This is a genomic window from Evansella sp. AB-rgal1, assembly GCF_041820985.1.
GTDB lineage: Bacteria > Bacillota > Bacilli > Bacillales > Salisediminibacteriaceae > Evansella.
Genome location: NZ_JBGUAU010000010.1, coordinates 87,213 through 109,548, shown reverse-complemented (window position 1 = coordinate 109,548; position 22,336 = coordinate 87,213). Strand labels below are relative to the sequence as shown.

16 protein-coding genes are annotated in these 22,336 nt (G+C 36.0%); 14 read left to right on the top strand and 2 right to left on the bottom strand.

The window, feature by feature from the left end; genetic code table 11:
* From ACERII_RS10450 to ACERII_RS10435, 4 genes are read left to right on the top strand one after another with little or no spacing between them, the layout of a single operon-like run.
* On the top strand, positions 1 to 1,257 hold the full coding sequence (locus ACERII_RS10450) for a M20/M25/M40 family metallo-hydrolase (RefSeq protein ID WP_373642149.1): 1,257 nt from the start codon (positions 1 to 3) through the stop codon (positions 1,255 to 1,257).
* Positions 1,258 to 1,269: 12 nt separating this feature from the next.
* Positions 1,270 to 2,445 carry a M24 family metallopeptidase gene (locus ACERII_RS10445; protein WP_373642147.1) on the top strand — a complete coding sequence of 392 codons (1,176 nt, stop codon included), beginning with the start codon at positions 1,270 to 1,272 and terminating at the stop codon, positions 2,443 to 2,445.
* A gap of 21 nt (positions 2,446 to 2,466) precedes the next feature.
* Positions 2,467 to 3,612 (top strand): NAD(P)/FAD-dependent oxidoreductase, encoded by a 1,146-nt coding sequence (locus ACERII_RS10440; RefSeq protein WP_373642145.1) that lies wholly within the window; start codon positions 2,467 to 2,469, stop codon positions 3,610 to 3,612.
* A 10-nt stretch (positions 3,613 to 3,622) separates the two neighbouring features.
* Positions 3,623 to 4,099 (top strand): DUF3830 family protein, encoded by a 477-nt coding sequence (locus ACERII_RS10435; protein WP_373642143.1) that lies wholly within the window; start codon positions 3,623 to 3,625, stop codon positions 4,097 to 4,099.
* Positions 4,100 to 4,147: 48 nt separating this feature from the next.
* Here ACERII_RS10435 and ACERII_RS10430 read toward each other — a convergent pair whose 3' ends face one another.
* Positions 4,148 to 5,293 carry an aminotransferase class V-fold PLP-dependent enzyme gene (locus ACERII_RS10430; RefSeq protein ID WP_373642141.1) on the bottom strand — a complete coding sequence of 382 codons (1,146 nt, stop codon included), beginning with the start codon at positions 5,291 to 5,293 and terminating at the stop codon, positions 4,148 to 4,150.
* A 38-nt stretch (positions 5,294 to 5,331) separates the two neighbouring features.
* Here ACERII_RS10430 and ACERII_RS10425 point away from each other — a divergent pair, with 38 nt between their 5' ends.
* On the top strand, positions 5,332 to 6,042 hold the full coding sequence (locus ACERII_RS10425) for a Crp/Fnr family transcriptional regulator (protein ID WP_373642140.1): 711 nt from the start codon (positions 5,332 to 5,334) through the stop codon (positions 6,040 to 6,042).
* 231 nt (positions 6,043 to 6,273) lie between these two features.
* On the opposite strand, the gene ACERII_RS10420 is transcribed toward ACERII_RS10425, so the two are convergent.
* Positions 6,274 to 7,122 carry a peptidoglycan DD-metalloendopeptidase family protein gene (locus tag ACERII_RS10420; protein ID WP_373642139.1) on the bottom strand — a complete coding sequence of 283 codons (849 nt, stop codon included), beginning with the start codon at positions 7,120 to 7,122 and terminating at the stop codon, positions 6,274 to 6,276.
* A 1,015-nt stretch (positions 7,123 to 8,137) separates the two neighbouring features.
* Here ACERII_RS10420 and ACERII_RS10415 point away from each other — a divergent pair.
* The 9 genes from ACERII_RS10415 to ACERII_RS10375 all read left to right on the top strand — a co-directional run bounded on the left by ACERII_RS10415 (position 8,138) and on the right by ACERII_RS10375 (position 22,287).
* Positions 8,138 to 9,001, top strand: coding sequence for a YitT family protein (locus ACERII_RS10415; RefSeq protein ID WP_373642137.1), 864 nt, complete (start codon positions 8,138 to 8,140; stop codon positions 8,999 to 9,001).
* Positions 9,002 to 9,585: 584 nt separating this feature from the next.
* The gene (locus ACERII_RS10410) at positions 9,586 to 9,945 is read left to right on the top strand and encodes a hypothetical protein (protein ID WP_373642135.1); all 360 of its coding nucleotides are present in this window, start codon (positions 9,586 to 9,588) and stop codon (positions 9,943 to 9,945) included.
* Positions 9,894 to 11,636 carry a cellulase family glycosylhydrolase gene (locus ACERII_RS10405; RefSeq protein WP_373642134.1) on the top strand — a complete coding sequence of 581 codons (1,743 nt, stop codon included), beginning with the start codon at positions 9,894 to 9,896 and terminating at the stop codon, positions 11,634 to 11,636. The genes ACERII_RS10410 and ACERII_RS10405 overlap by 52 nt, the downstream gene beginning before the upstream one ends.
* Before the next feature lie 190 nt (positions 11,637 to 11,826).
* Positions 11,827 to 13,851 carry a beta-galactosidase gene (locus tag ACERII_RS10400; RefSeq protein ID WP_373642132.1) on the top strand — a complete coding sequence of 675 codons (2,025 nt, stop codon included), beginning with the start codon at positions 11,827 to 11,829 and terminating at the stop codon, positions 13,849 to 13,851.
* A gap of 15 nt (positions 13,852 to 13,866) precedes the next feature.
* Complete coding sequence (locus tag ACERII_RS10395; protein ID WP_373642131.1) at positions 13,867 to 16,242, top strand: glycosyl hydrolase family 95 catalytic domain-containing protein; 2,376 nt, start codon at positions 13,867 to 13,869, stop codon at positions 16,240 to 16,242.
* Between the two features lie 328 nt (positions 16,243 to 16,570).
* Positions 16,571 to 18,367, top strand: coding sequence for a sensor histidine kinase (locus ACERII_RS10390; RefSeq protein WP_373642129.1), 1,797 nt, complete (start codon positions 16,571 to 16,573; stop codon positions 18,365 to 18,367).
* A gap of 109 nt (positions 18,368 to 18,476) precedes the next feature.
* Entirely contained in the window at positions 18,477 to 20,039 is a 1,563-nt protein-coding gene (locus ACERII_RS10385; RefSeq protein WP_373642127.1) for a response regulator, read from the top strand.
* 361 nt (positions 20,040 to 20,400) lie between these two features.
* On the top strand, positions 20,401 to 21,360 hold the full coding sequence (locus tag ACERII_RS10380; protein WP_373642126.1) for an ABC transporter permease: 960 nt from the start codon (positions 20,401 to 20,403) through the stop codon (positions 21,358 to 21,360).
* Between the two features lie 15 nt (positions 21,361 to 21,375).
* A complete protein-coding gene (locus ACERII_RS10375) occupies positions 21,376 to 22,287 on the top strand; it encodes a carbohydrate ABC transporter permease (RefSeq protein ID WP_373642124.1) in 912 nt (303 codons plus the stop codon).
* Positions 22,288 to 22,336 lie beyond the last annotated feature (49 nt).

Here is a 22,336-nt window from a genome sequence, read left to right as displayed (position 1 = left end):
ATGAAGAAGATAAAAGCAATGGATCTATTTACAAACATCCTTAGTATGGATACATCAAACTGTAACGAAGAAGTAGCAATTAATTATATACATTCGATTTTACTAGATCATGACATCGAGTCAGAAGTGGTAGAAAGCCCTAATGGTCGCTCTAATCTTATTGCCAAAATTAAAGGTAATGATAGGAACCCATCATTAATTCTTTTATCACATATGGATGTTGTTCCTGCTTTTAGCGAAGATTGGACATATGGCCCATTCGAAGGACGGATAGAAGAAGGGTGTATATGGGGAAGAGGAACTCTGGATACAAAACAATTGACAGTAATGCATCTCATAGCTTTCTTGAAATTGAAAGAACTCGAATCATTAAATAGAGATGTATTTTTTATAGTGACTGCCGATGAAGAGTCTGGAAGTAAAGAAGGTATGGAATTTCTTGCTAAGAAGTATTTCCATATTTTCAAAGGTTCAACGGTTTTAAGTGAAGGTGGAGGCTTTACCGTTAAGGACCAAGATAATAACACAAGTATTTTGTTCGCATCGGCTGAAAAAGGTACAGCGAAAGTGCGAATACACGGCGAAGGACCTGGTGGGCATGCAGCATCACCACCAACAAACACAGCTTCTGGAGACATAATAGATAGTCTCGAAAAAATTCTAAAGAGTACTGCCAATAAACAAGATGATATTATTTCAAACCGTTTCACTCAATTTATAAAAGTTGATGATTATAGCAGTAGTGCGTCAGAAGATCATAAGCTTGTGAAACAATTGCAAGAATATATGAGCCAAATGACGTTTAGTATCGAAAATTTTGAAATAGGTGATAGCATAAATGTGATACCAAGTAGAGGATTTGTGGACATTCAGTTTAGGACACTACCAGATATGAATAGAGAATCACTTCTATCATTTATCGAGAGTATATTTACTGATAAAAAAAGCTGGGAACTACTCGATTTTCAAAAGGGATACATCAGTAATCCAGATCATGAATTAATATCACTATTTAAAAAGAATGGTCAGGAGTTAAGCTTTGACAGTGAATGGGTTCCATTTACTGCATTAGGTAGAACAGATGGGCGATTTCTTTCTGAGTATGCTGACAACATATATGGTATTTCACCAGTGTATACACCTTTTCGTGAAGTGTTAAAACGGGTTCATAACATTAATGAAAGAATAGAAATCGATTCATTTGAATTTGGGGTAGAAGTAATGAAACGAACGGTATGTGATTATTGTAGAATTTAGGAGGTGTAAGTCATGTATGAAACACAGAAAGAAAAAATGATACAGGCTGCAGAATACTTACATAAGCTGGATATAGATTTATGGATTATTTATACAAGTGAAGCAAGCGACATATCTTTACCATTAATTACAGGCGTAAAGACTGTTGGCCCAGGTGCATTTTTATTTACAAAAACGGGAGAAAAATTTGCTGTATGTAGTAGCATAGATGCACAAGATATTGAAGAATCCGAGCTCTATCATGAAGTGTTCACATACTCTAGCAATTTAGCTGAAGTGTTGGCTGATCTTGTAGGGAAAATTAATCCTAATAAGATTGCAGTGAATAAATCAAAAGAAGAACATTTAGCAGATGGTTTAACTGAGGGAAGATTTAGATGGTTGAAAAAAACATTAGCCGATGTTTTCCAGGGGTCATACGTACCTGCAGACCAATTTTTAAAGAAACTAAGAAGTATCAAAACGGAGTCAGAAATTGCTAACATTCAAAAGGCAATCGACATTACTCATGAGATTTATGAAGAAATATTTACGAAAATGAAGGCTGGAATGACGGAAAAACAGATAGGCAAATTATTTGTTGAAGCACTAGAAGAAAGAACATTAGTAAATGGAATTGACAGAGCCTTATCAATGCCGATCGTTATGAAGGAGAATATAGCTCACCGTGCACCTAGTGATGTAATTATTGATAAAGGAGATTTGGTTATTTTCGATTTTAGTGTAGATTACAACGGGTATGTTTCTGATATTGCAAGAACCGTTTATTTTCTTAAGGATGAAGAAGACCAGGCTCCTGAAGAAGTGAATCGAACTTTTCACACGATCCACGAGGCGATCTCAAAAGCATTTGACAAAATAAAGCCAGGTATTCAAGGATACGAAGTGGATGAAGTAGCTCGAACACATTTAGTAGATAATGGCTATCCAGAAATTGAGCATGCAACAGGACACCAAATAGGTAGAGATGTTCATGATGGAGGAGCATTACTAGGACCAAGATGGGCACGTTATGGAAATTCTCCTTATGAAGTAATTGAGTCTGGAAATGTATTCACAATTGAACCAACTGTTTTTCTTAGGGATAAGGGAATCCATTTTATAGTGGAGGAAAACGTAGTAGTTGGAGAAACAGGGGCAAAATATTTAACCAAACGACAGGATGAACTGATTTTAATAAGGTCTTGATTGAAATGAGGGGGATTCATAATGGAAAAATATGATGGAATTATCGTTGGTGCAGGTATAATTGGCTGCTCCATTGCCTACCACCTAACAACAAAAGGATTTAAGAAATTGTTAGTTGTAGATAAAGGTGGGATTGCCTCAGGGGTTACTGGTATTTGCCCAGGAGGTGTACGTCAACAGTGGGGGACAGAAATCAATTGCTTAATGTCTAAAAGATCCGTTTCGTTCTTTGAAAACATTAACGAACATTTACAGCCTAAAGAAAAGATTGGGTATAAAAGTGTTGGTTATTTACGTACGTTTCACAGTGATCGAGCGATAGAAGGTTATCAAGATATTATGAAACTACAAAACTCTTTAGATATACCTACTCGCATGTTAACACCGGATGAAGTAGAAGAAATTATTCCAGGAATTAATAAAGATTCGTTCCTAACTGCCTCATTTTGTGGAACAGATGGCTTTGTAGATGATGCCAATCATGTAACGCAAAGTTTTGCTGACGCAGCAAAAAGAGAGGGTACAACCTTTATCGATGATGAAGTAGTAAAGATTCTAAAGAGCTCTGATAACAAGGTAACAGGGATATTCACAAAAGAAAATGGAGAGATTGCATCTGACTTTGTGGTAAATGCAGCTGGTTTAGGTTCAAAAGAGTTAGCAGAAACAATAGACGTTCACTTGCCAATTACGTTTGAGAAAAGACGTATCCTGTATACCAAGAAAATCGAAGAGAGACTTTTGGATCCATTATTAATGTCTTTTGAGAAAGGGTTTGCAGCTAAACAATTTGCAAACGGAGTTCTTTACATGAGTTATTTAGGTAAGGATCTAGACGCAGATTCAAATCTTCAAGATTTCCAAAGAAAAACGTTAGAGGTAGGAAGAGAGATATTTCCGGTGCTAGATCAGGTTGAATTAAGAACACATATAGATGGAATTTATGATAGTACACCAGATCATCAAGCGATCCTAGGTGATGTGAATGGTATAGATGGTTATTATCAAGCTGTGGGAATGAGTGGACATGGATTCATGATGTCACCAGCAATAGGTGAATCTATTGCATGTATGATAGCGGGGGAAAAACAACCAATGGATGTAAGTTCCTTACATTTTGATAGATTCGAAACGAATAAACTACTATTTGAACCAAGTGTTGTCTAGGAGGGGAAGTATGAAATACTTTTTAATTGAATTTCCGGAAGAAGGAAAAGAATTCAAAGTAGAGTTATTGACAGAAAAAGCGCCAAAGACATGTGAAGCTTTTTGGGAAGCAATTTCAGAACCAGTTGAGGTTTTCGGGAAACATGCGATGTACACTGGAAAGGAAGTTTCTGTTCAACTTCCTCCGAATGATAAAAACAAGGGTTTATTGTATAATGCAGCTCCTGAAAACTTAACTTGCTTTCCATTACCAGGTGAACTTTTGTTTACTTTTATGCCTGAACATGCTTTTGGAGGAATTCCTGTTCCGATTTATGATGTTGGTATATTTTATGGAAGAGATGCAAGAACATTTTTTCCAATGGGATGGTTACCAGGCAACTTATTCGCACAACTCACTTCAGAAGAAGATAAGAAGGAACTCGCTGAAATTGGAAAGAATATTAATGTAAATGGACAACAAAAAATTATATTTAGAAGAGGGTAAAAATAAGAAGAGCCTACATTTTATAAATCGTAGGCTCTTCTTATTTTTTTACGATATAAATGGTTCTAGTTGGTGTAACGTATGATCTATATCATCTTTCGTATTATAAATATGAGGTGCTATTCTAATGACGTCCTGTCTTGATGAAACGATGATATTTCTCTCCTTTAAAGTTGCTTCTACTTTACTTGCATTTGGTATGAGTAATGCAGTAGTTGGGCCTTTTAATTTCGTATCTATCGGACTCACAATAGTAAAGCCTAATTCCTGCGCTTTTTTTACGGTATATTCGGACAACTCATTTAAGTAACCTTCGATATTCTCTATTCCAATGTTTAAAATATACTGTAAAGCTCTTTCCGCAATATAAGCATTAGCTACGGGGGGAGTACCCGTGTTAAATCTCTTCGTAGCCTCTGCATAATCCACGTGTTTTAAATCGAATAAAAACGGATTTTTCTGTCCAAACCAACCTGTTACAGCTGGGGTTAATTTACTAGAAACTTCCTTATTAATATACATAAATGCAATTCCAGGTACACCCATTAAATATTTTTGCATACCAGAAACTAAAATATCTATTCCCATTTCTTTCACATCAATCTTTGTAGAACCGGCAGACTGGTATGCATCTACAAACAGTAATGAATCATTTTTGTGCACAATATTGGAAATAGATTTTAAATCTAGCTTAAAGCCATTGTAATAGTTTACATGGGGAACACAAGTAAGCTTGACTGAGTTTGTATGTAATTTTTCAAATTGGTCTATATCTATAGTATAATTTTGATGAGGAATAAAAGTAACTGGAACATTTCGTATTGTTTGATTGGAAAGAGCAGCATGACCAATGCATGGAAAATCAATATCTGTTACACAAATACTTTCTCCTTCGTTAAATGGTATTGAGTTTATAATAGAAGAAATGCAGTCGGAAACAGAAGCTAAAATTGCTACTTCTTCTGGGTCACAGTTTATAAGCTTAGCGAATAGATTCCTAGATGACTCTACTATAGTCATCCATTCCTCCCATTCCATGCCATTTGATAGTAAACTATTTTTGTAATCGTCAAAAGCTTGAATAACTTGCAGTGATAAAGCACTTTGGGAACAACTAGATAACATTATTTTTTCTTGTAATATTGGGAATTCATTCCTGTCTACAGGAAATTTAGTAGTCGTATTATTTTTCATAGAAAATACGTCCTTTCAACATATTTGGAGGTGTAACGATGAATAACAAACATGATAATCAAGCTTATGATTTTATTAATCCATGGTTAGATGGCTTGGACTATGATTGGTCTTTATTGGAAAACCAAGGAACTATACAAAAGTTTAATATTGATGATACGATCTTTCACCAAAACGAGTTAGGAGAATACCTATATATAATAGTATCTGGACGAGTAAGATTAAGTTTGATTTCTCCCAACGGGGAAGAAAAAGCTTTAGCTATTATTGGTGTTAACGGGATACTAGGTGAATGCAGTTTAAATAACGACTTGAAATATGCAACAAATGCAATTACTGCATCACAAGTTATTGTTCAAAAAGTAAAAAGAACTACTTTCCTTAGTGAACTTAGTAAAAATCCCAATTTATACACCCAACTGCTAGATATGATTACACATAAGTACCGGTTGCTTTGTATGCAATCTATGGAACTTAGTTATTTAAAATCCATGCCTAGGGTATGTGCAACTTTTATTAATTTAGCTATGAGATATGGCGATAAAATAAAAGATCAGCAAATAAAATTAACTATCAGCTTTACTCATCAAGAAATGGCAAATTTATTAGGTATTACTCGTGTAACGATTGCCAAAAACATAAAATGGCTAGAAGGAAATGGATACTTAATAAAAAATAATAAACACTACACAATAACTAATCTAGATAGTTTAGTAGAATTAGCAAATCAAGAGATGATGCTACAATAAATACTATATTTATTATGTGGAAGTGTCTGTAAAATGGTTTACATTCCTGTCTGTTTTCAATTAATTTATGAAAAAATATTGGCGGTAGTTTGTGAACTAGAGCATAAGTACCTGCTCAGAGTGTTATACCATACTGTACTCTGGGCAGGATGTTTCTATAGATAGTGGTTGATGATTTTATTTCGAAAACCGAAGGAAGCAGTGAGAACCGTCCCCACTGCTTCTTCTATATTAACTCCCAAACATGTTTCTCCACGTGATAGGACCAACAATACCATCGACATTTAAATTATATCGATTTTGGTAATTTCTAACACTCTGTTCTGTTCTAGGTCCATATAATGAATCAGTAGTAACTCCTACCACACGTTGAACTGCTAGTACATCTGCCCCACTTAAATAAGGATTCTGGACTCGTAATAAGCGATTATAACTAGGCATCACTTTATCCAGCTCTCTTCTTGTTATCGGACCAATAATTCCGTCAACTTGGATGTTTCTTCGATTCTGGAAAGATTTCACTGCAGTCTCTGTTTCATTACCAAAGTTTCCATCTGAACCAAATAGTGGCAGAGTCTCACCTGCTGCTAATAATTTATTTTGATATTGACGAACAATCTCTCCTATACTTCCTTTTCTTAACAACGTTGGAGAGGTAGGTGTAGAATCTTCTTTTTCTTCAAAATAGTGTAAAGGATTTACAGCATTTGTCTTATTTTGATTCCATATTCCTCTATGCAGTTCGAAGTGTAGGTGTTGACCAGTAGCATCACCGGTATCTCCCATAACACCTATTTGCATTCCTTGGGTTACCCTGTTACCGACATCCACACTTCTTGATCCAGATCGTAAATGTGCATAAACACTTTCCCATGTTTCTCCGTTAATTGTGTGTCTAATCATGATGACTTCACCGTAACTTGTGGAAATGTAAGAACGAGATACAATTCCATCTGCAGTTGCGAAAATAGGATGATAACCAGGTTCAGCAAAATCAACACCATGATGATTGGGTCTAGAAGGTGTTCTGAATCCGCTAGTCACTCTAGTAACAGTTGTAGGTCTTATAAATCTTACCATTAAGAACCATCTCCTTCATTATTAGGCCGTGTTATATGCGAGGATGATTTCTTATTCATATAAAAAAGAAACTACACGGAAAAAACTCCACATCTTAGAGAGGAAAGCATGGACGGTCGAGTTTATTAGATAGGAAAAATCAATCCTCTTGAAGTAAAAATACAGTAAAGTATAACAAAGCCTTTTTTGATTATTTTTTGGGGAACATGAACTTGTGGTTTTTCTGTGATTTTTGTCAACTCATTGAAAATGAAAGGTATTAATCATCAATATGAAAAAGTAACTTCTGATATAGGACAACCTGCGAGATTCTGTCATTTGTTATGGTAATAATGGATCCGCTTGTTACGAGACTTGGGATGCTAGCATTTTTGTCTGAGTTTCTTACTTAAGATAGTTTAAAACCTAAAAAGTTTAAGTTGAATAGTAGTAAAAGGATTCTTATCAAAATTGGTGAACATTTAAAGATGCAATTCCCCAAAATTACAAGATAAAATTAGATAACTAGGAAAGAATCTCTTTCATTGCTATTAGATTCATATTCTGCGAAAATGCTTGTACTAAAGTACTAATAGAACGAAAAATAGTTGAATCGATAGTGTAATTTAACCTATGCTTCTTACTGACTTAGTTGATAGGAGGGCATTTTCTATTTCGTATCCTATAGTAAAATAGATGTATGACTATCAGGAGAAATTGGAAGGTCTAGAACACTTCCATAAAACAGTGGAATTATAAAAGGAGAAATGAGAGCAAACTTATGGATATGAAAGGGAGAGATATTCCCCTTTTGCTTTGATTAGTAAAGGCTTCAGTTTCGACTGCTAGAGGAAGTTACATATCGTAAATATCAATACTTTTTGTAGTATTTGTTTTGTGGTAGGTACTTTTATAGAGATACTTTACAATAACAACTAGGAGCTTATCATGGTTGACCATACATGTTTGATAACGGAAATCTTCCTTTGTGTTAAAATAAAAGAGTGGATTTTATAGAAACGATGGTGAAGGTCTTATGAATAAACTTTTTGATTATATTATTTTAACGATCGGCTCTATAATTGTGGCCGTTGGATTAGAACTAATCTTAGCACCAAATAGTTTAGTTGATGGCGGGGTTACGGCCATTGCCATTATGATTAATGCTCTTACCAAATTTCCCATTTGGCTCACTTTTGTTATCTTGAACATCCCGTCGCTCTATGTGGCAGGTAAATATATGGGGAAAAAGTTTGTTATTCGAACTCTCTATGCAAATGTCATTACTACCATCGCTTTAATTAATATGGCGCCATTTCCAGCAATTACAACATCCGAAGTGTTGATCGTCCTCTATGGAGGTCTCTTGCTTGGAGTTGGAATAGGTCTTGTAGTGAAAGCCGGTGGAGCTGTTGATGGAACAGAAATGATTGCTATTTGGATCAACAAAAAATATCACATACCGATCAGTAAATTCTTATTGATGGTTAACGCCGTGATACTATCCGTAGCAGCTTTTGTTTTCTCCTTAGAACAGGCAATGTTCTCCATCGCCGTATTTTTCATAGTCTCCAAAACAATTGATTTTGTGTTAGACGGAATTAATCAAGGTAAATCGGTGATGATCATTTCTGAAAAACCAGAGGAAATAGGTCAGCAGTTAATTGATGAATTAGGAATGAGCATAACCTACCTCCACGGAGTTGGAGGATACAGCAACCAAGAAGTTCATATCATTTACTGTATAACTGACAGATTCCGATATCCAAAACTAAAGGAACTCGTCCTTTCCATAGACTCAACCGCAATACTAGAAGCATCCTTTGTAACAGAAACAACAGGGGTGAAAAGCAAGGCATTGTTTAATCTGGGAAGAAAATCATCCGATGATACTGAGTGAGATGGAAGCACTGGGGACGGTTCTCAGTGCTTCCTTTTACGGGATCTAAAATAATTGCAATACTATCATTCATCATAAATGAAATCCCTTCACATTGGAGTTCATGACTCAATGGATAGATTTACTTTCAGGGTGTGATCTCAATGTTCTCTTTGAATGAATATACTATTTCAGACCGTTAATGTAACCAACACTAACGGTCTTTTCTATTTTTATTAGTTATATCTAGCACTGTGTAAGATTTGATATATTGTTAACGAAATGCGTGAAATGAACGTTCAACTACCTTAAGAAGTAATGTTAGTTATAAGTATGCGATGGAACTTTGAAGGTAATAGGAATCATGCTCCCTTATCATGTAACGTAGTTATTTGTTTCGGCAACCGAAGGAAGCAGTGAGAACCGTCCCCAGTGCTTCAATTCACTAGTTTTTACATATTTTTTTCTATAATTACTCGGGTACTTTCGAAAATCTAGCTATGATACATTATTTTTGGAAGCGCTTTACTGAGAGGGGGGAGAAAATCCATAGATTATTTTTTACTACTATCTAATTAATTCAACTATTTTAAGGAGGTTTTTTAATGGTGATTCTTCATAGTTTTTTTAGTGTGAGAAAGGTTCGCAACACGTCTATTGTGACGCTACTAGCTACTCTTTTTATTATTTCTATGATAGTACCACCAGTAAACGTTCTTGCTAATGAGGAAGAAGTAATTGACATTCATGAGTATGTTTCTAATATGCAACCGGGGTGGAATTTAGGGAATACATTTGATGCAGTTGGTGAAGATGAAACTGCTTGGGGAAACCCTAGAGTAACAAAAGAATTAATAGAGCAAATTGCCGATCAAGGCTTTAAAATCGAATCCCAATTACGTTCGATCAACGTATGGAAGAAGGACCAGATTATACTATTCACGAAGATTTTCTTGAAAGAATAACGGATGCCGTCGATTGGTCACTAGAAGCGGGTCTTTATGTCATGATTAATATTCACCATGACTCATGGGTTTGGTTAGAGTGGGGAATGCCCAATAACCGAGAAGAATCGCATGAGCGTTTTAATGCAATTTGGGAGCAATTAGCAGATCATTTCAGAGATTACCCTGTTGAATTAATGTTCGAAGCTCTTAATGAGCCACGCTTTGAAGGTTCAGATGAAGAGTCTATAGCAAATAAATATTTATATGATCTTCATATGTCCTTCTATGACATTGTGAGGAGTTCAGGTAGTAAAAATGATGTTCGCCCACTTGTACTTTCCACCTTACATGCAACACCTGATAGTCAATTTATTTTAGATGATACTTATGATCAAATAATGGAGTTAGACGATCCGAATCTTATTGCGACTGTGCATTTCTATGGTTTTTGGCCGTTTAGTGTAAACGTTGCTGGTTATACACATTTTGATGAAACATCGAAAAATCACATCAATGAGACATTCAATCGTGTTTACAATACGTTTACCGCAAGAGGTATTCCGGTTGTACTAGGGGAATACGGTTTATTAGGTTTTGATACACATACCGGTGTTGTTCAACAGGGGGAAAAACTAAAGTTCTTTGAGTACATGATTCACTATGCTCAACAAAAAGAGATGGCACATATGCTTTGGGATAACGGACAGCACTTTGGGCGTACTTCCTTCCAGTGGTCTGATCCTGAGCTTTATGAAATGATGCAAGCTAGTTGGGAGACACGCTCTGCAACAGCTGAATCTAACTTCATTTATTTGAAAAAGAATCAAGTAATAGAAGATGTAACACTTCAGTTGAATCTTCATGGAAATAATGCTGTAGCTCTTAAGTTAAACGAAGAGATACTAGTTGAAGGGGAAGATTATAGTTTAAACCCAGAACGAGATTCGTTAACATTGAAAGCTAGTATACTTGAAGAGTTAGGTGATCTAGGAGAATTAGGAGAACGCGGAAAAATAACGATCGAGTTTAATCACGGATCAAATTGGTATATTCGAGTCTTCACGTATGATACTCCAACAGTTGAAGATGCAGAGGGAACTGTAGATGATTTTGTAATTCCAATGCAATTTAATGGAAATGATGTGCGAACGATGGAGGCGGTTTATGAGGATGGAAGTGCAGCGGGTCCTCATGGGTGGACAACTTATAAAGAGTTTGGATATGCATTCTCACCAGATTATGATGAAAATGTTGTTCGTTTTCCATATGGTAGATATCGCTTCTTTAAAGAAAGCGATATAAGGAATGGAGAAGAAGTGGAGTTGACCTTCTATTTTTGGAGTGGGGAAACACTTACTTATTATATAACTAGGCATGATGAGGTGGTTATTGGTAGAACCGAAAGTGCGACGGACCAAGTTCCAGTGGATGAACCAACGGACCAAGATCCAGTAGATGAACCAACGGACCAAGATCCAGTGGATGAACCAACGGACCAAGATCCAGTAGATGAGCCAACGGACCAAGATAAAGGTGACGGAACCTCTGATCCCACAAAACAAAATGGAGATGTAAAAAAGGGAGAAGAATCAAAACTTCCTAATACAGCTACTAGCTTCGCAAACTTTATACTAATTGGAATGATGTTGCTTTTAATAGGCGGTGTACTAGCATATTTCAGTATTAGAGGTAAGGTTTCAAAAGGTTAAATACGTATCTAGCTTCTGAGTCGTAGGTGATTTGGAAGCTAGTTTTTTCAAAAAGTTAGGTTTTCTTTCTGTACTTTAAAAACGCTTATCTTGGCTAAATGGGGAAAGTGCAAAATATAAGGATTTCACTGGGAATGATTCGGTGATAGCCATGTGTTTCAAAACATAAAAGAGAAGGGGCTGTATCTTCGTGATTAACGATAAACTCAAGAAAATCTGGTATGGGGGAGACTATAATCCTGAACAATGGGATAGTAAGGAAATTTGGGATGAAGACATTAGGATGTTCAAATTAGCTGGTATTGATGTAGTAACGTTAAATGTATTCTCATGGGCACTAAATCAACCTAATGAGGAAACGTATAACTTTGAAGAGTTAGATAATCATATTAACAGACTATATGAGAATGGTATTTATACTTGTTTAGCAACAAGTACAGCAGCACATCCTCCTTGGATGGCAAAAAAATACCCAGATGTTTTGCGAGTTGACTTTTATGGTAGAAAACGAAAGTTTGGAGGAAGACATAATTCATGTCCTAATAGCCCAACGTATCGGAAATATGCAGAGAAAATGGCGAGTAAATTAGGAGAACGATATAAAGATCATCCAGCAATAATCCTATGGCACGTATCGAATGAATATGGTGGATATTGCTATTGTGAAAATTGCGAAGAAAGTTTTCGAACGTGGTTAGCAAAGAAGTATGGTAGCTTAGAAAATGTAAATAAAGCTTGGAATACTAGATTTTGGGGGCACACATTTTATGAGTGGAATGAAATTGTTGTTCCAAATGGCCTGAGCGAAGAGGGAGAGGGTAATGTAAGTGCATTTCAAGGCATCTCATTAGATTACCGTATCTTCCAATCAGATAGTTTATTAGAATGCTATAAATTAGAACATCGTGCATTAAAAAAATGGACACCTAATCTACCAATTACAACAAACCTGATGGGTACTTATCCTGAGTTAGACTATTTTAAGTGGGGAAAAGAAATGGATGTTGTTTCTTGGGACAATTATCCCGGGATTGATACGCCAGTTAGTTTAACAGCTATGACACACGATTTAATGAGAGGTTTAAAAGGTGGGCAACCATTTATGTTAATGGAACAAACACCTAGTCAACAAAACTGGCAACCATATAATTCGTTAAAAAGACCAGGGGTGATGCGCTTGTGGAGTTACCAAGCTGTAGCTCATGGCGCTGATACGGTCATGTTTTTCCAACTTCGCCGTTCGGTTGGAGCTTGTGAAAAGTATCATGGAGCTGTAATTGAACATGTAGGTCATGAAAACACGCGGGTATTTAGGGAAACCACCCAACTTGGGATGGAACTAAAGCAGCTATGTGAGGGCCTCATTGATGCGAGGATAGAAGCGAAAGTTGCTATCGTGTTTGATTGGGAAAACCGGTGGGCAATTGACTTATCGAGCGGTCCATCCGTCTCATTGGATTATGTAAAAGAAGTACACAAATATTATAAAGCCATGTACGACCAAAACATCCCCGTCGACATGATTAGTGTGGAAGATGATATAAGTAAATATAATATTGTCATTGCCCCTGTTTTGTATATGGTGAAAACAGGATATGCACAGAAATTAGAAGCCTTTGTGAAAAATGGAGGTACGTTCGTTACTACGTTCTTTAGTGGCATTGTTAACGAGCATGACTTAGTAACACTAGGAGGTTATCCTGGTGAGCTAAGAAAATTAATGGGAATTTGGGTAGAGGAAATTGACGCATTAGATCCTAAGCGGAAAAATGAAATGGTGATAAAAGATAACTGGGGAAGCTTAGCAGGGAGTTACGACTGTCATTTACTCTTTGACATTATTCATACTGAGGGGGCAGAGGTACTTGCTGAATATGGATTTGATTTTTACAAAGGTACCCCTGTTGTTACTGCAAATCGTTTTGGGAAAGGGAAAACTGTTTATGTAGGAACAAGTGGAGAACAACGTTTTATTAACGACTTAATGAGAAGTCTATGCAAAGAAAAAGGGATTTCCTCATTACTGAAAACTCCAGAGAATGTAGAGGTAACAAGAAGGAGGAAAGGAGAGAAATCCTACTTGTTTATCATGAATCATAATGACTCTGAATCGGTATTCACAGTAGAAAATAAGGCAGTGGACTTACTAACAAATAAAGAAGTTGCTGGTGAAGTATCAATCGCTGCAAATGGAGTAATGATCCTGGAAGCATAAGAAGGAAGTGAGAATATGGATGGAAATAATAGCGGAGATGTAAATAAAACCAATAGAGGTCTAATTAGTAGAATACCGGCTGATCGATGGGAAGAAGCTTTGGTTACAGGTAATGGAACAATGGGTGCACTAGTTTTTGGGCAGCCATACGAAGAAACCATTATTCTAAATCATGAAAAATTATATGAACCTTTCCATGAAGAAATAGTTCAAAATAAACCTTTAGCGCCTTACCTACCTGAAATAAGAGAAATGATGAAGCGAGGGAAATTTCAGGATGCTGCCGCTTTGTTTTCAGATAAATCAGGTCATCCTCTCTTATTTACGGACGCCTATCACCCTGCATATGCATTAAAGTGGAAGACTACACGTAAAGAAGACATAGATAATTATGCTAGAAAGGTAGATTTTGAGTCAGGAGAAATAAAGGTATATTGGGAGAGCCATGCTGGGGGCCAGGAGCGAAATGTCGTTATTTCTAGAGCGCATGATGTTATCGCATTACAAATAAAGACAAATGGAAAGGATAGAGTGAATGGAGAGATTTCCATAGATGACCTCGTTCATGAGGGAAGTGGAATCTTTAAAATACATGCAGATAAGCAGTTCTTATCATTCAGCTGTAAGTATACAAAGACAAACAAAGGATATGTTGGAAGCTCCTACATTATATTAAAAAATGGAGAAGGAACGGTAAAGGTAGAGGAGGAAAAACTAGTAATAAAAGATACTGCGGAAGTGTTAATTCTTACAAAAATTTGCCCAGTTGATGATTATAACCAAGAGTCAGGAAAGAAGATGAGAACTCTTCAACGTTCTTTACTATCACATGCTGATTTGAGCTATGGTGATATTCTATCCAACCACCAATTGATTCATGGTGAGATGTTCAATCGTATGACATTTACTATCGGTGAACAAGATAGAGCCTCTTTAACCACAGAAGATTTACTAGCTACGAAAACAGATGGATTGGATCCTATTCTTCTTCAACAGATGTTTGATATGGGGCGCTATGTTTTCCTTTGTTCATCAGGTGAATACCCACCAAATTTAGTTGGACTATGGACTGGAGACTGGCGTCCGCCTTGGAGTGGAGATTTCACGACCGACGCCAATGTAAATCTTGCAGTGTCTGGTGGGGGCATCGGTAATATGGGAGAAGCGTTAGAGGGGTATTTTCATCTCATAGAGAAAATATCTCCTGATTGGAAAGTGAATGCAAAGACCATGTTTGGCTGCAGAGGATTCTTAGCAGGATCTCGTACGGACGGGAATCACAACATTCATACTCATTTTAATGAGGATTGGCCATTGGGCTTTTGGACAGCAGGTGCTCAATGGCTAGTAATGCCATTTTATGAATGGTACCAGATTACTGGGGACCGTGAGTTTTTCAAAAAAAGAGTATTACCATTAATGAAAGAAATTTCTTTCTTTTATGAAGACTTTTTAACAGAGCAGGATGAGTTTGGGAAAACGATGTTTGTCCCGTCCTATTCACCAGAAAATACTCCCAATATCTCAGAGGAATTGCTTAAGAAAGGTTGGCAGCCTAGTCAGGCAACCATAAATGCTACGATGGATTTAGCTGTAACGAAGGAGTTGCTCATAAATCTAATCAATACATGTGATGAATTGGGAATAGAAGAAGTCAGCATTTGTAATTGGATCGAGATGCTTAATAAAATTCCTGAGTATATGATTAACGAAGATGGAGCATTAAAAGAATGGGCCCACAAAGATTTGAACGACGAATATGACCACCGCCACATTTCTCATCTGTATCCTGTTTGGCCAGGACATGAAATTACACCTGAAAAAACACCGGAGCTTTTTGAAGCAGCCAAACGAGCGTTAATGTTACGAAAGCGCGGCAATTACTCAGCGCATGGAATCATGCATTGTGGTATTGTAGCAGCACGGTTGAAGGAGAAAGCTCTTGTTCAAGAAAATATAAAGTTATTGTTACATGAAGGAGACTATATTCATTCAAGTCTAGTAACATCCCACAACCCTGGTCGTGTCATTTATAATGTGGACGCTAATTGTAGCTTCCCAACGCTTGTCATGGAAATGCTGGTATATTCTGTTCCAGGAATGATAGAGTTATTACCTGCTTTACCAGATGACCTGCTAAAAGGTTCAATTACAGGTATGTTAACACGAACGGAAGTCACAATTGAACAATTAGAATGGAATATGGAGGAGAAGAAGATAAATGTATCGATTCGTTCTCGGAAAAATCAGCAATTAGATTTGCTCATTAGAAATGGCATGAAAAAAGTTACTTGCAATGATAATAATAAGGTAGAGCAATTAGATGCCAACGTCCTATTCATTGAAATGCAACAAAATGCCCCATTAAAGTTAGAGATTGAATTAACTTAAATACGAGTTAGCAATCAAAGTGGAGTGTAGAAAACTCTCTTTATTATTAATAAGTCGCAAGAGATCAAGATGAAAAATCTTCGTTTCTTGCGGCTTTTTTTCTTCTACTGTTGTGTAATTTTACAGAAAGGATATAGTAGAAGTAATAGTAAGTTTTGAGATTCCTTGAGCATATACTGTACATAATTTGTTGAATGTCTAATTATTATATGATTTTTATGAAATTAGTAACGTGTTTTTTTCTTCAAATATCCTTTAAAATGAAAAGGAAGTAATTGAAAGCGGTTTCTTGTACGTGTGTATAATAATCCTATCTTGGAGAAAAGTGATGAAAAAACTTGTAATTAGTAAAGTAAATGATTTAAAACTAAGAAACAAATTGATATTTTCGTTTATACTTGTGGTTTTTGTACCAATTTTATTAGTAGGCCTCTTACTAACTTCTGAATTGAAAAGCATTGCACTAGCTAATGCACTGGAACAAACATCATCTGATATGACAAGGATAAAAATAAGGATATCGGAGTCACTGACCCCTCCTGTTTATATTTCAAATTCGTTATTGGTTGATCAAAGTTTAAAGGAGATAGCAACGAAACAATATGAAACAATATTTGAAGTCGTAGAAGCCTATCGAAATTTTGTTTACTTTCAAAATAGTACACGCTTTTATAGAGAGATTAATAATATTCGATTCTATGTTAACAACGATACAATGTTAAATAATTGGCGATTTATCCCTGTGAATGAAAAAGTGAGGAACACTAGCTGGTATGTTGAAGCAGTTGAAAACAAAGGGTTGCTTAGCTGGCGGTTTGAAGAAGACCAACTGACTGGAGGATCCAAAAAACTAACGTTGAATAGAGTGATTCATTTTCCCGAACACCAGTCTTTCGGTGTTTTAGTAGTGGATGTGAATACAAGCTATATGAATTTTATATTAACTCAGGAAATGATGCCGATATTAGTCCTAGATTCGCAAAACTACATTGTTGCAACAAATAGATCAGAGCTGTTGGGAGTAAACTTGGAGGAAGTAACTTTATCCACACGTCTTGCTAATGGAGAAACAGGAACTTTCGAAGACGTGGCATTCAACGAACCTTCGCACATAATGGTAGAGAATATTGGAGTTGCTAACAGTGCCAATGACCTAAGAATTGCTTCTATCATATCGGAAGCACAAATTATGGAAGGTGCAAATCGCTTAGTTAGACTAGGGTTTTTCGTAATTTCATTTAGTATGTTAATAGCTGTTATTTTAATCTTTGGAGTTTCCCACCTAATTTCAAAACGAATTTCCATCTTAAGTAAGGAGATTAGGAAAGTTTCGGCGGGAGATTTGAATTCTTACGTAAACATACAGGGCAAAGATGAATTAGGTATGTTATCGTCACAATTTAATAATATGATGAGAAGTATCCAAGAGTTATTAAAAGAGATTGAGCAAAATAATAGAGAAAAGAATGCGTTAGTTAAACGTCAGAGTGAAATTAAGTTGAAAATGTTAGCGAGCCAAATTAACCCTCACTTTTTATTTAATACTTTAGAAACAATCAGGATGAAAACGCTGTTAATAGGGGAAAAGGAAATTGCTCATATAGTGAAGAGGTTAGGGAAGTTACTTCGCATTAGTATAGAAGTTGGCGGTTCTATGGTGACATTGAAACAAGAAATGGAAATGGTGAATGCCTACCTTGAAATCCAAAATTTCCGATTTGATGAGCGTTTAGAATACGACCTATTAATAGATCCAGCGGTGAACAGGGTTATGATTCCGCCCCTAATTATTCAACCTTTAGTAGAAAATGCTGTTATACATGGCTTAGAAAACCACCCTGACGGTGGGAAGATTATAGTGGAAGCAAAAATGACACGGGAGAACATCATTATCTCTGTTATGGATAATGGAGTTGGGATATCGGAACAAAAAAAAGAAGAAATCTTTCACACTTTGTCAGCGACAGATGAAAAAGTAGAAGATCGTATTGGCTTAAGAAATGTTCATGAAAGAATTTTATTAACTTATAACACAAGTCAAGGTCTTCTTATTCAAAGTAACCATTTAAAAGGCACCAAGATATCTTTTATGATTCCTCTTTCACATATCGATAATAATGAATAGTTGTTTTAGAAGTATCTGTTCAAGAAAAGAATGTTTAGAACGAGCAGCGAACCTAGCTCAAGTTAAAATATTGACTCGATAATAAGTAATTTGAAAGGATGGGATTTAATTGTATAAAGTACTAATTGTAGATGATGAGTCCACGGTTAGAAAGGGATTGGATGCAGTTATTCCTTGGGAAACGTATGGTTACGAGGTTGTTGCTTTAGCAAAAGATGGCCAAACTGCATTGGATTTGTGTGAAAAACACACTTTTGATTTAATTATTTCCGATATTCGAATGCCTGGGATGAGCGGGTTAGAATTAATACAGCATATTCGTTCGTTTGATCAACGTGTCCAATGTTTAATTCTATCTGGATATGCAGACTTTGATTATGCAAAAAAAGCGATTCACTATGGGGTAGCTGGGTATTTATTAAAGCCTATTGACGAAGATGAATTAATTCCTGCTATATTAGAAATAAAAAAGAAGCTGGACGAAGAAAACACAATGAAAAAAATTTCAAGTATTGAAAAAGAGAGAAAACTGGAATCTTTTATCTTATCAAAGGTCCTTAACAAATCTATTAAAGACTATAGTGATGATGAAAAGGCACACATGGGCAAAGTACATGGCATATTGTGGGAGAAGTACAGGGTACTTTTGATTCATATCGAGACTACGAATTTAGAAACTAATAACCTTCTATCACTGAAGCAAGAAATAAATAGAAGGATCAGTCTGGACAAAAAGGCAGTAGTATTTTTACATGAATCGTATATTGGTGTGTTATTAGATGGTAGTTCTTATAAAAACAGAGATATCCAATTGTTTTATCAAGAGGTAAAAGGAGCTATGAGTTTGCATAATGTGTGTTCTGTAGTAGCCGTCGGGAACTGTGTGAATTCTCTATGTGAAATTAAGGACTCTTATAAAACAGCGTTAACACTTATCAGAAATCGATTTTTTTATCCTAATAATGAATTGCTAGTAAAGGGAAGAGAATTGATTGTATTGAATCAGAGTGAAAACCAAACATCGATGGAAATTCAGGACATGATTGAAAAACTCTATTTGTTAATAGAGATTGGTGAAGAGGGGAAGCTCGAGACAGTATTACGCGAAATACCTTTTATTAAGATGGAAGATGAGTTCTCTGAAGAGGCGTTGAAAAAATTATATGTCAGTGTATTATCAAGGGTTGTTACGAAGCTACAAAAGTCTAATCCAGAAAAGGAAGTCTTATTAGTTGAAGCTTCTGAAAAAATTCTTGAAATTTATGATAGTACGAATATAGAAACGTTACAAAATAATGTAGTAAGCGTTATCAAAGGGATTTCTGAGGAATTACAACTCGATCAGACTAATGACCAATTGAAAAAATTACTTCTCTTAATAGACTCAAAATATAGCGAGAATTTAAAATTAGAAAAATTAGCCGAAATTTTTAATTATAATAGTGCTTATTTAGGAAAGCTCTTTAAGAGTTATACAGGAGAGTACTTTAACACGTACTTAGATAAGGTTCGGATAAAAAATGCGAAGAAGCTATTATTAAATGGAGTAAAAGTATATAGAGTGGCGGAAATTGTAGGTTATAAAAATGTTGATTATTTTCATAGTAAGTTTAAGAAATACGAAGGTATATCTCCATCTGCCTACCGAAGAAAACAACATATGAGTGGCTAATTGTGACTATCTTGAAAGGTTGTATTTCAACCTTTCAAGATAGTTTTTTCAATATAAAGTATTGGATTTTTCAGAGTTAGAGAGTTGTCTAGATCTAGGGCACCACCTACTCCTCGTAAACTAGTTCGCATAGGTGCGGAAAAGCTTGATTGGGGTTACTGGAGATTATCTAGTTCAGAGATGATCAGTCTTTCAATTAGCGTTCCTCTAAACTGGTACCACTATCATATGCATAATGCCTTTATAACAATGTTGGAAGCGGATTCATAATGAAATTTTTATATGATTTTAGTAGTAATCCTTGTGGTATTTCCGAAGTGAAATTTTCGTTATGATAGACATGTAAACAGGAGGGATTGAGATGAAGGTAACAGAAAAGGTAGACACAACAACAATAATAATTCCAAAGCAAAAGAATTTCTGGAAGAAAATGAGAGAGCAAAAAATACTATATATGATGTCAATCCCAGTTGTGATATGGGTATTCATATTTAACTATCTACCTGTCTGGGGTTGGACAATGGCATTTCAGAATTTCCGTCCTGGACGTTCCTTTTCAGAGCAGGAATGGGTAGGATTGGCACATTTCATTGAATTATTTAATGACCCTCATTTCTACCTTGTATTGCGAAATACGTTGGTAATGAGTGTAATGCTCCTCGTTGTTGGATTTACAATACCAATTATATTTGCTGTATTATTAAACGAACTAAAAGATTCACTATTCAAACGGACTGTACAAACCATCTCTTATTTACCGCACTTTGTGTCCTGGGTAGTAGTAGCAGGTATCGTTACAAAGATGTTGTCCACTGATGGCGGGATTATCAATGATATGTTAGTAGGTTTACATCTTATTGATAACCCCATACAGTTTTTAGCAAAAGGGGAATGGTTCTGGTTTATTGTAACGGGTGCCGATATATGGAAGCAGATGGGATGGAACTCCATCATTTTCTTAGCTGCTATGGCTGGCGTTGATCCTCAACTATATGAAGCAGCGCGTGTTGATGGGGCAGGAAGATTCCGAAGAATTTGGCATATTACATTGCCAGGTATTCGTCCAACGATCTACGTCATTTTAATCTTATCCATAGGAAATTTAATTGCGATTGGTTTTGAAAGACAGCTTCTATTAGGAAATTCACTTACACGTGAGTATGCAGAAGTACTTGAGTTATACGCCTTAAACTACGGGATAGGGATGGGGAGATACTCATTTGGTACAGCAATTAGTATTTTCAACTCCATGGTAAGTATTCTATTATTACTTTTTGCAAACGGCATATTCAAACGATACTCAAATACTAGCGTAATGTAGTGGAGGTGATGGAAAGTGACACGAAAGAAACAGAATTTTAATAGAATGACTCCTGCTGAACGGATGTTTGATATCTTAAATTATGTCTTTATGTGTTTTGTTGTTGTGGTTATGCTTTATCCTTTTCTAAATGTGTTAGCGATTTCATTTAATGAATCCACAGATACCGTTAGAGGTGGAATCTATATTTGGCCAAGGGCGTTCACTCTAGAAAACTACGCTGTTATTATGCAATATGATAGTTTGATTACTGGCTTTATCAACTCGGTTTTACGAACAGTAATCGGTACGCTCGGAGGTTTGTTTGTCTGTTCCATGGTAGCGTATACCCTTAGTAGACATGATTTCCAAGGGAGAAAATTTGTCTCTACTGTAATCGTACTTACGATGTTCTTTAGCGGTGGATTGATCCCAACGTATATGCTAATGCGAGACTTAGGGTTAATTAACTCCTTTGCCGTCTATATTTTTCCACTTTTAGTAAGTGCATGGAATATCATCATTATTCGTTCTTTTATGGATACATTGCCTAACGCCTTACAAGAATCGGCAAAAATTGATGGTGCAAACGACTTTACGATTTATTGGAGAATTATTTTACCAATCTGCAAACCAGTGCTAGCGACCATCGCACTTTTTATCGCTGTTATGCAGTGGAACATGTGGTTTGATACGTATATTTACAACAGCGCAAATCCAGCATTAACAACGTTGCAGTACGAATTAATGAAGATACTACAAAATACAGCTACAAGTGCTGGCATTGATGCTACGCGAGGTGGAGCAGGGGCAGATCTCATTAAAAGGGTATCCCCAGAGTCCGTTCGGATGGCTATCTCTATCGTAACGATTGTACCGATCTTACTCGTATATCCATTTTTGCAGAAGTATTTTGTAAAAGGAATGACATTAGGGGCTGTAAAGTAAGGAAACTGGTATAAACAAGGGGTTCAAGATGAGATCCTTGTTCGATACA

What these genes read in the sequence shown, in the direction of transcription:
- ACERII_RS10405 (WP_373642134.1), top strand. Translation starts at nt 9,894, where the DNA reads ATGGAAGAAGGACCAGATTATACTATTCACGAAGATTTTCTTGAAAGA.
- ACERII_RS10425 (WP_373642140.1), top strand. Translation starts at nt 5,332, where the DNA reads ATGAATAACAAACATGATAATCAAGCTTATGATTTTATTAATCCATGG.
- ACERII_RS10435 (WP_373642143.1), top strand. Translation starts at nt 3,623, where the DNA reads ATGAAATACTTTTTAATTGAATTTCCGGAAGAAGGAAAAGAATTCAAA.
- ACERII_RS10420 (WP_373642139.1), bottom strand. Translation starts at nt 7,122, where the DNA reads ATGGTAAGATTTATAAGACCTACAACTGTTACTAGAGTGACTAGCGGA.
- ACERII_RS10415 (WP_373642137.1), top strand. Translation starts at nt 8,138, where the DNA reads ATGAATAAACTTTTTGATTATATTATTTTAACGATCGGCTCTATAATT.
- ACERII_RS10445 (WP_373642147.1), top strand. Translation starts at nt 1,270, where the DNA reads ATGTATGAAACACAGAAAGAAAAAATGATACAGGCTGCAGAATACTTA.
- ACERII_RS10410 (WP_373642135.1), top strand. Translation starts at nt 9,586, where the DNA reads ATGGTGATTCTTCATAGTTTTTTTAGTGTGAGAAAGGTTCGCAACACG.
- ACERII_RS10430 (WP_373642141.1), bottom strand. Translation starts at nt 5,293, where the DNA reads ATGAAAAATAATACGACTACTAAATTTCCTGTAGACAGGAATGAATTC.
- ACERII_RS10440 (WP_373642145.1), top strand. Translation starts at nt 2,467, where the DNA reads ATGGAAAAATATGATGGAATTATCGTTGGTGCAGGTATAATTGGCTGC.
- ACERII_RS10380 (WP_373642126.1), top strand. Translation starts at nt 20,401, where the DNA reads ATGAAGGTAACAGAAAAGGTAGACACAACAACAATAATAATTCCAAAG.
- ACERII_RS10395 (WP_373642131.1), top strand. Translation starts at nt 13,867, where the DNA reads ATGGATGGAAATAATAGCGGAGATGTAAATAAAACCAATAGAGGTCTA.
- ACERII_RS10450 (WP_373642149.1), top strand. Translation starts at nt 1, where the DNA reads ATGAAGAAGATAAAAGCAATGGATCTATTTACAAACATCCTTAGTATG.
- ACERII_RS10390 (WP_373642129.1), top strand. Translation starts at nt 16,571, where the DNA reads ATGAAAAAACTTGTAATTAGTAAAGTAAATGATTTAAAACTAAGAAAC.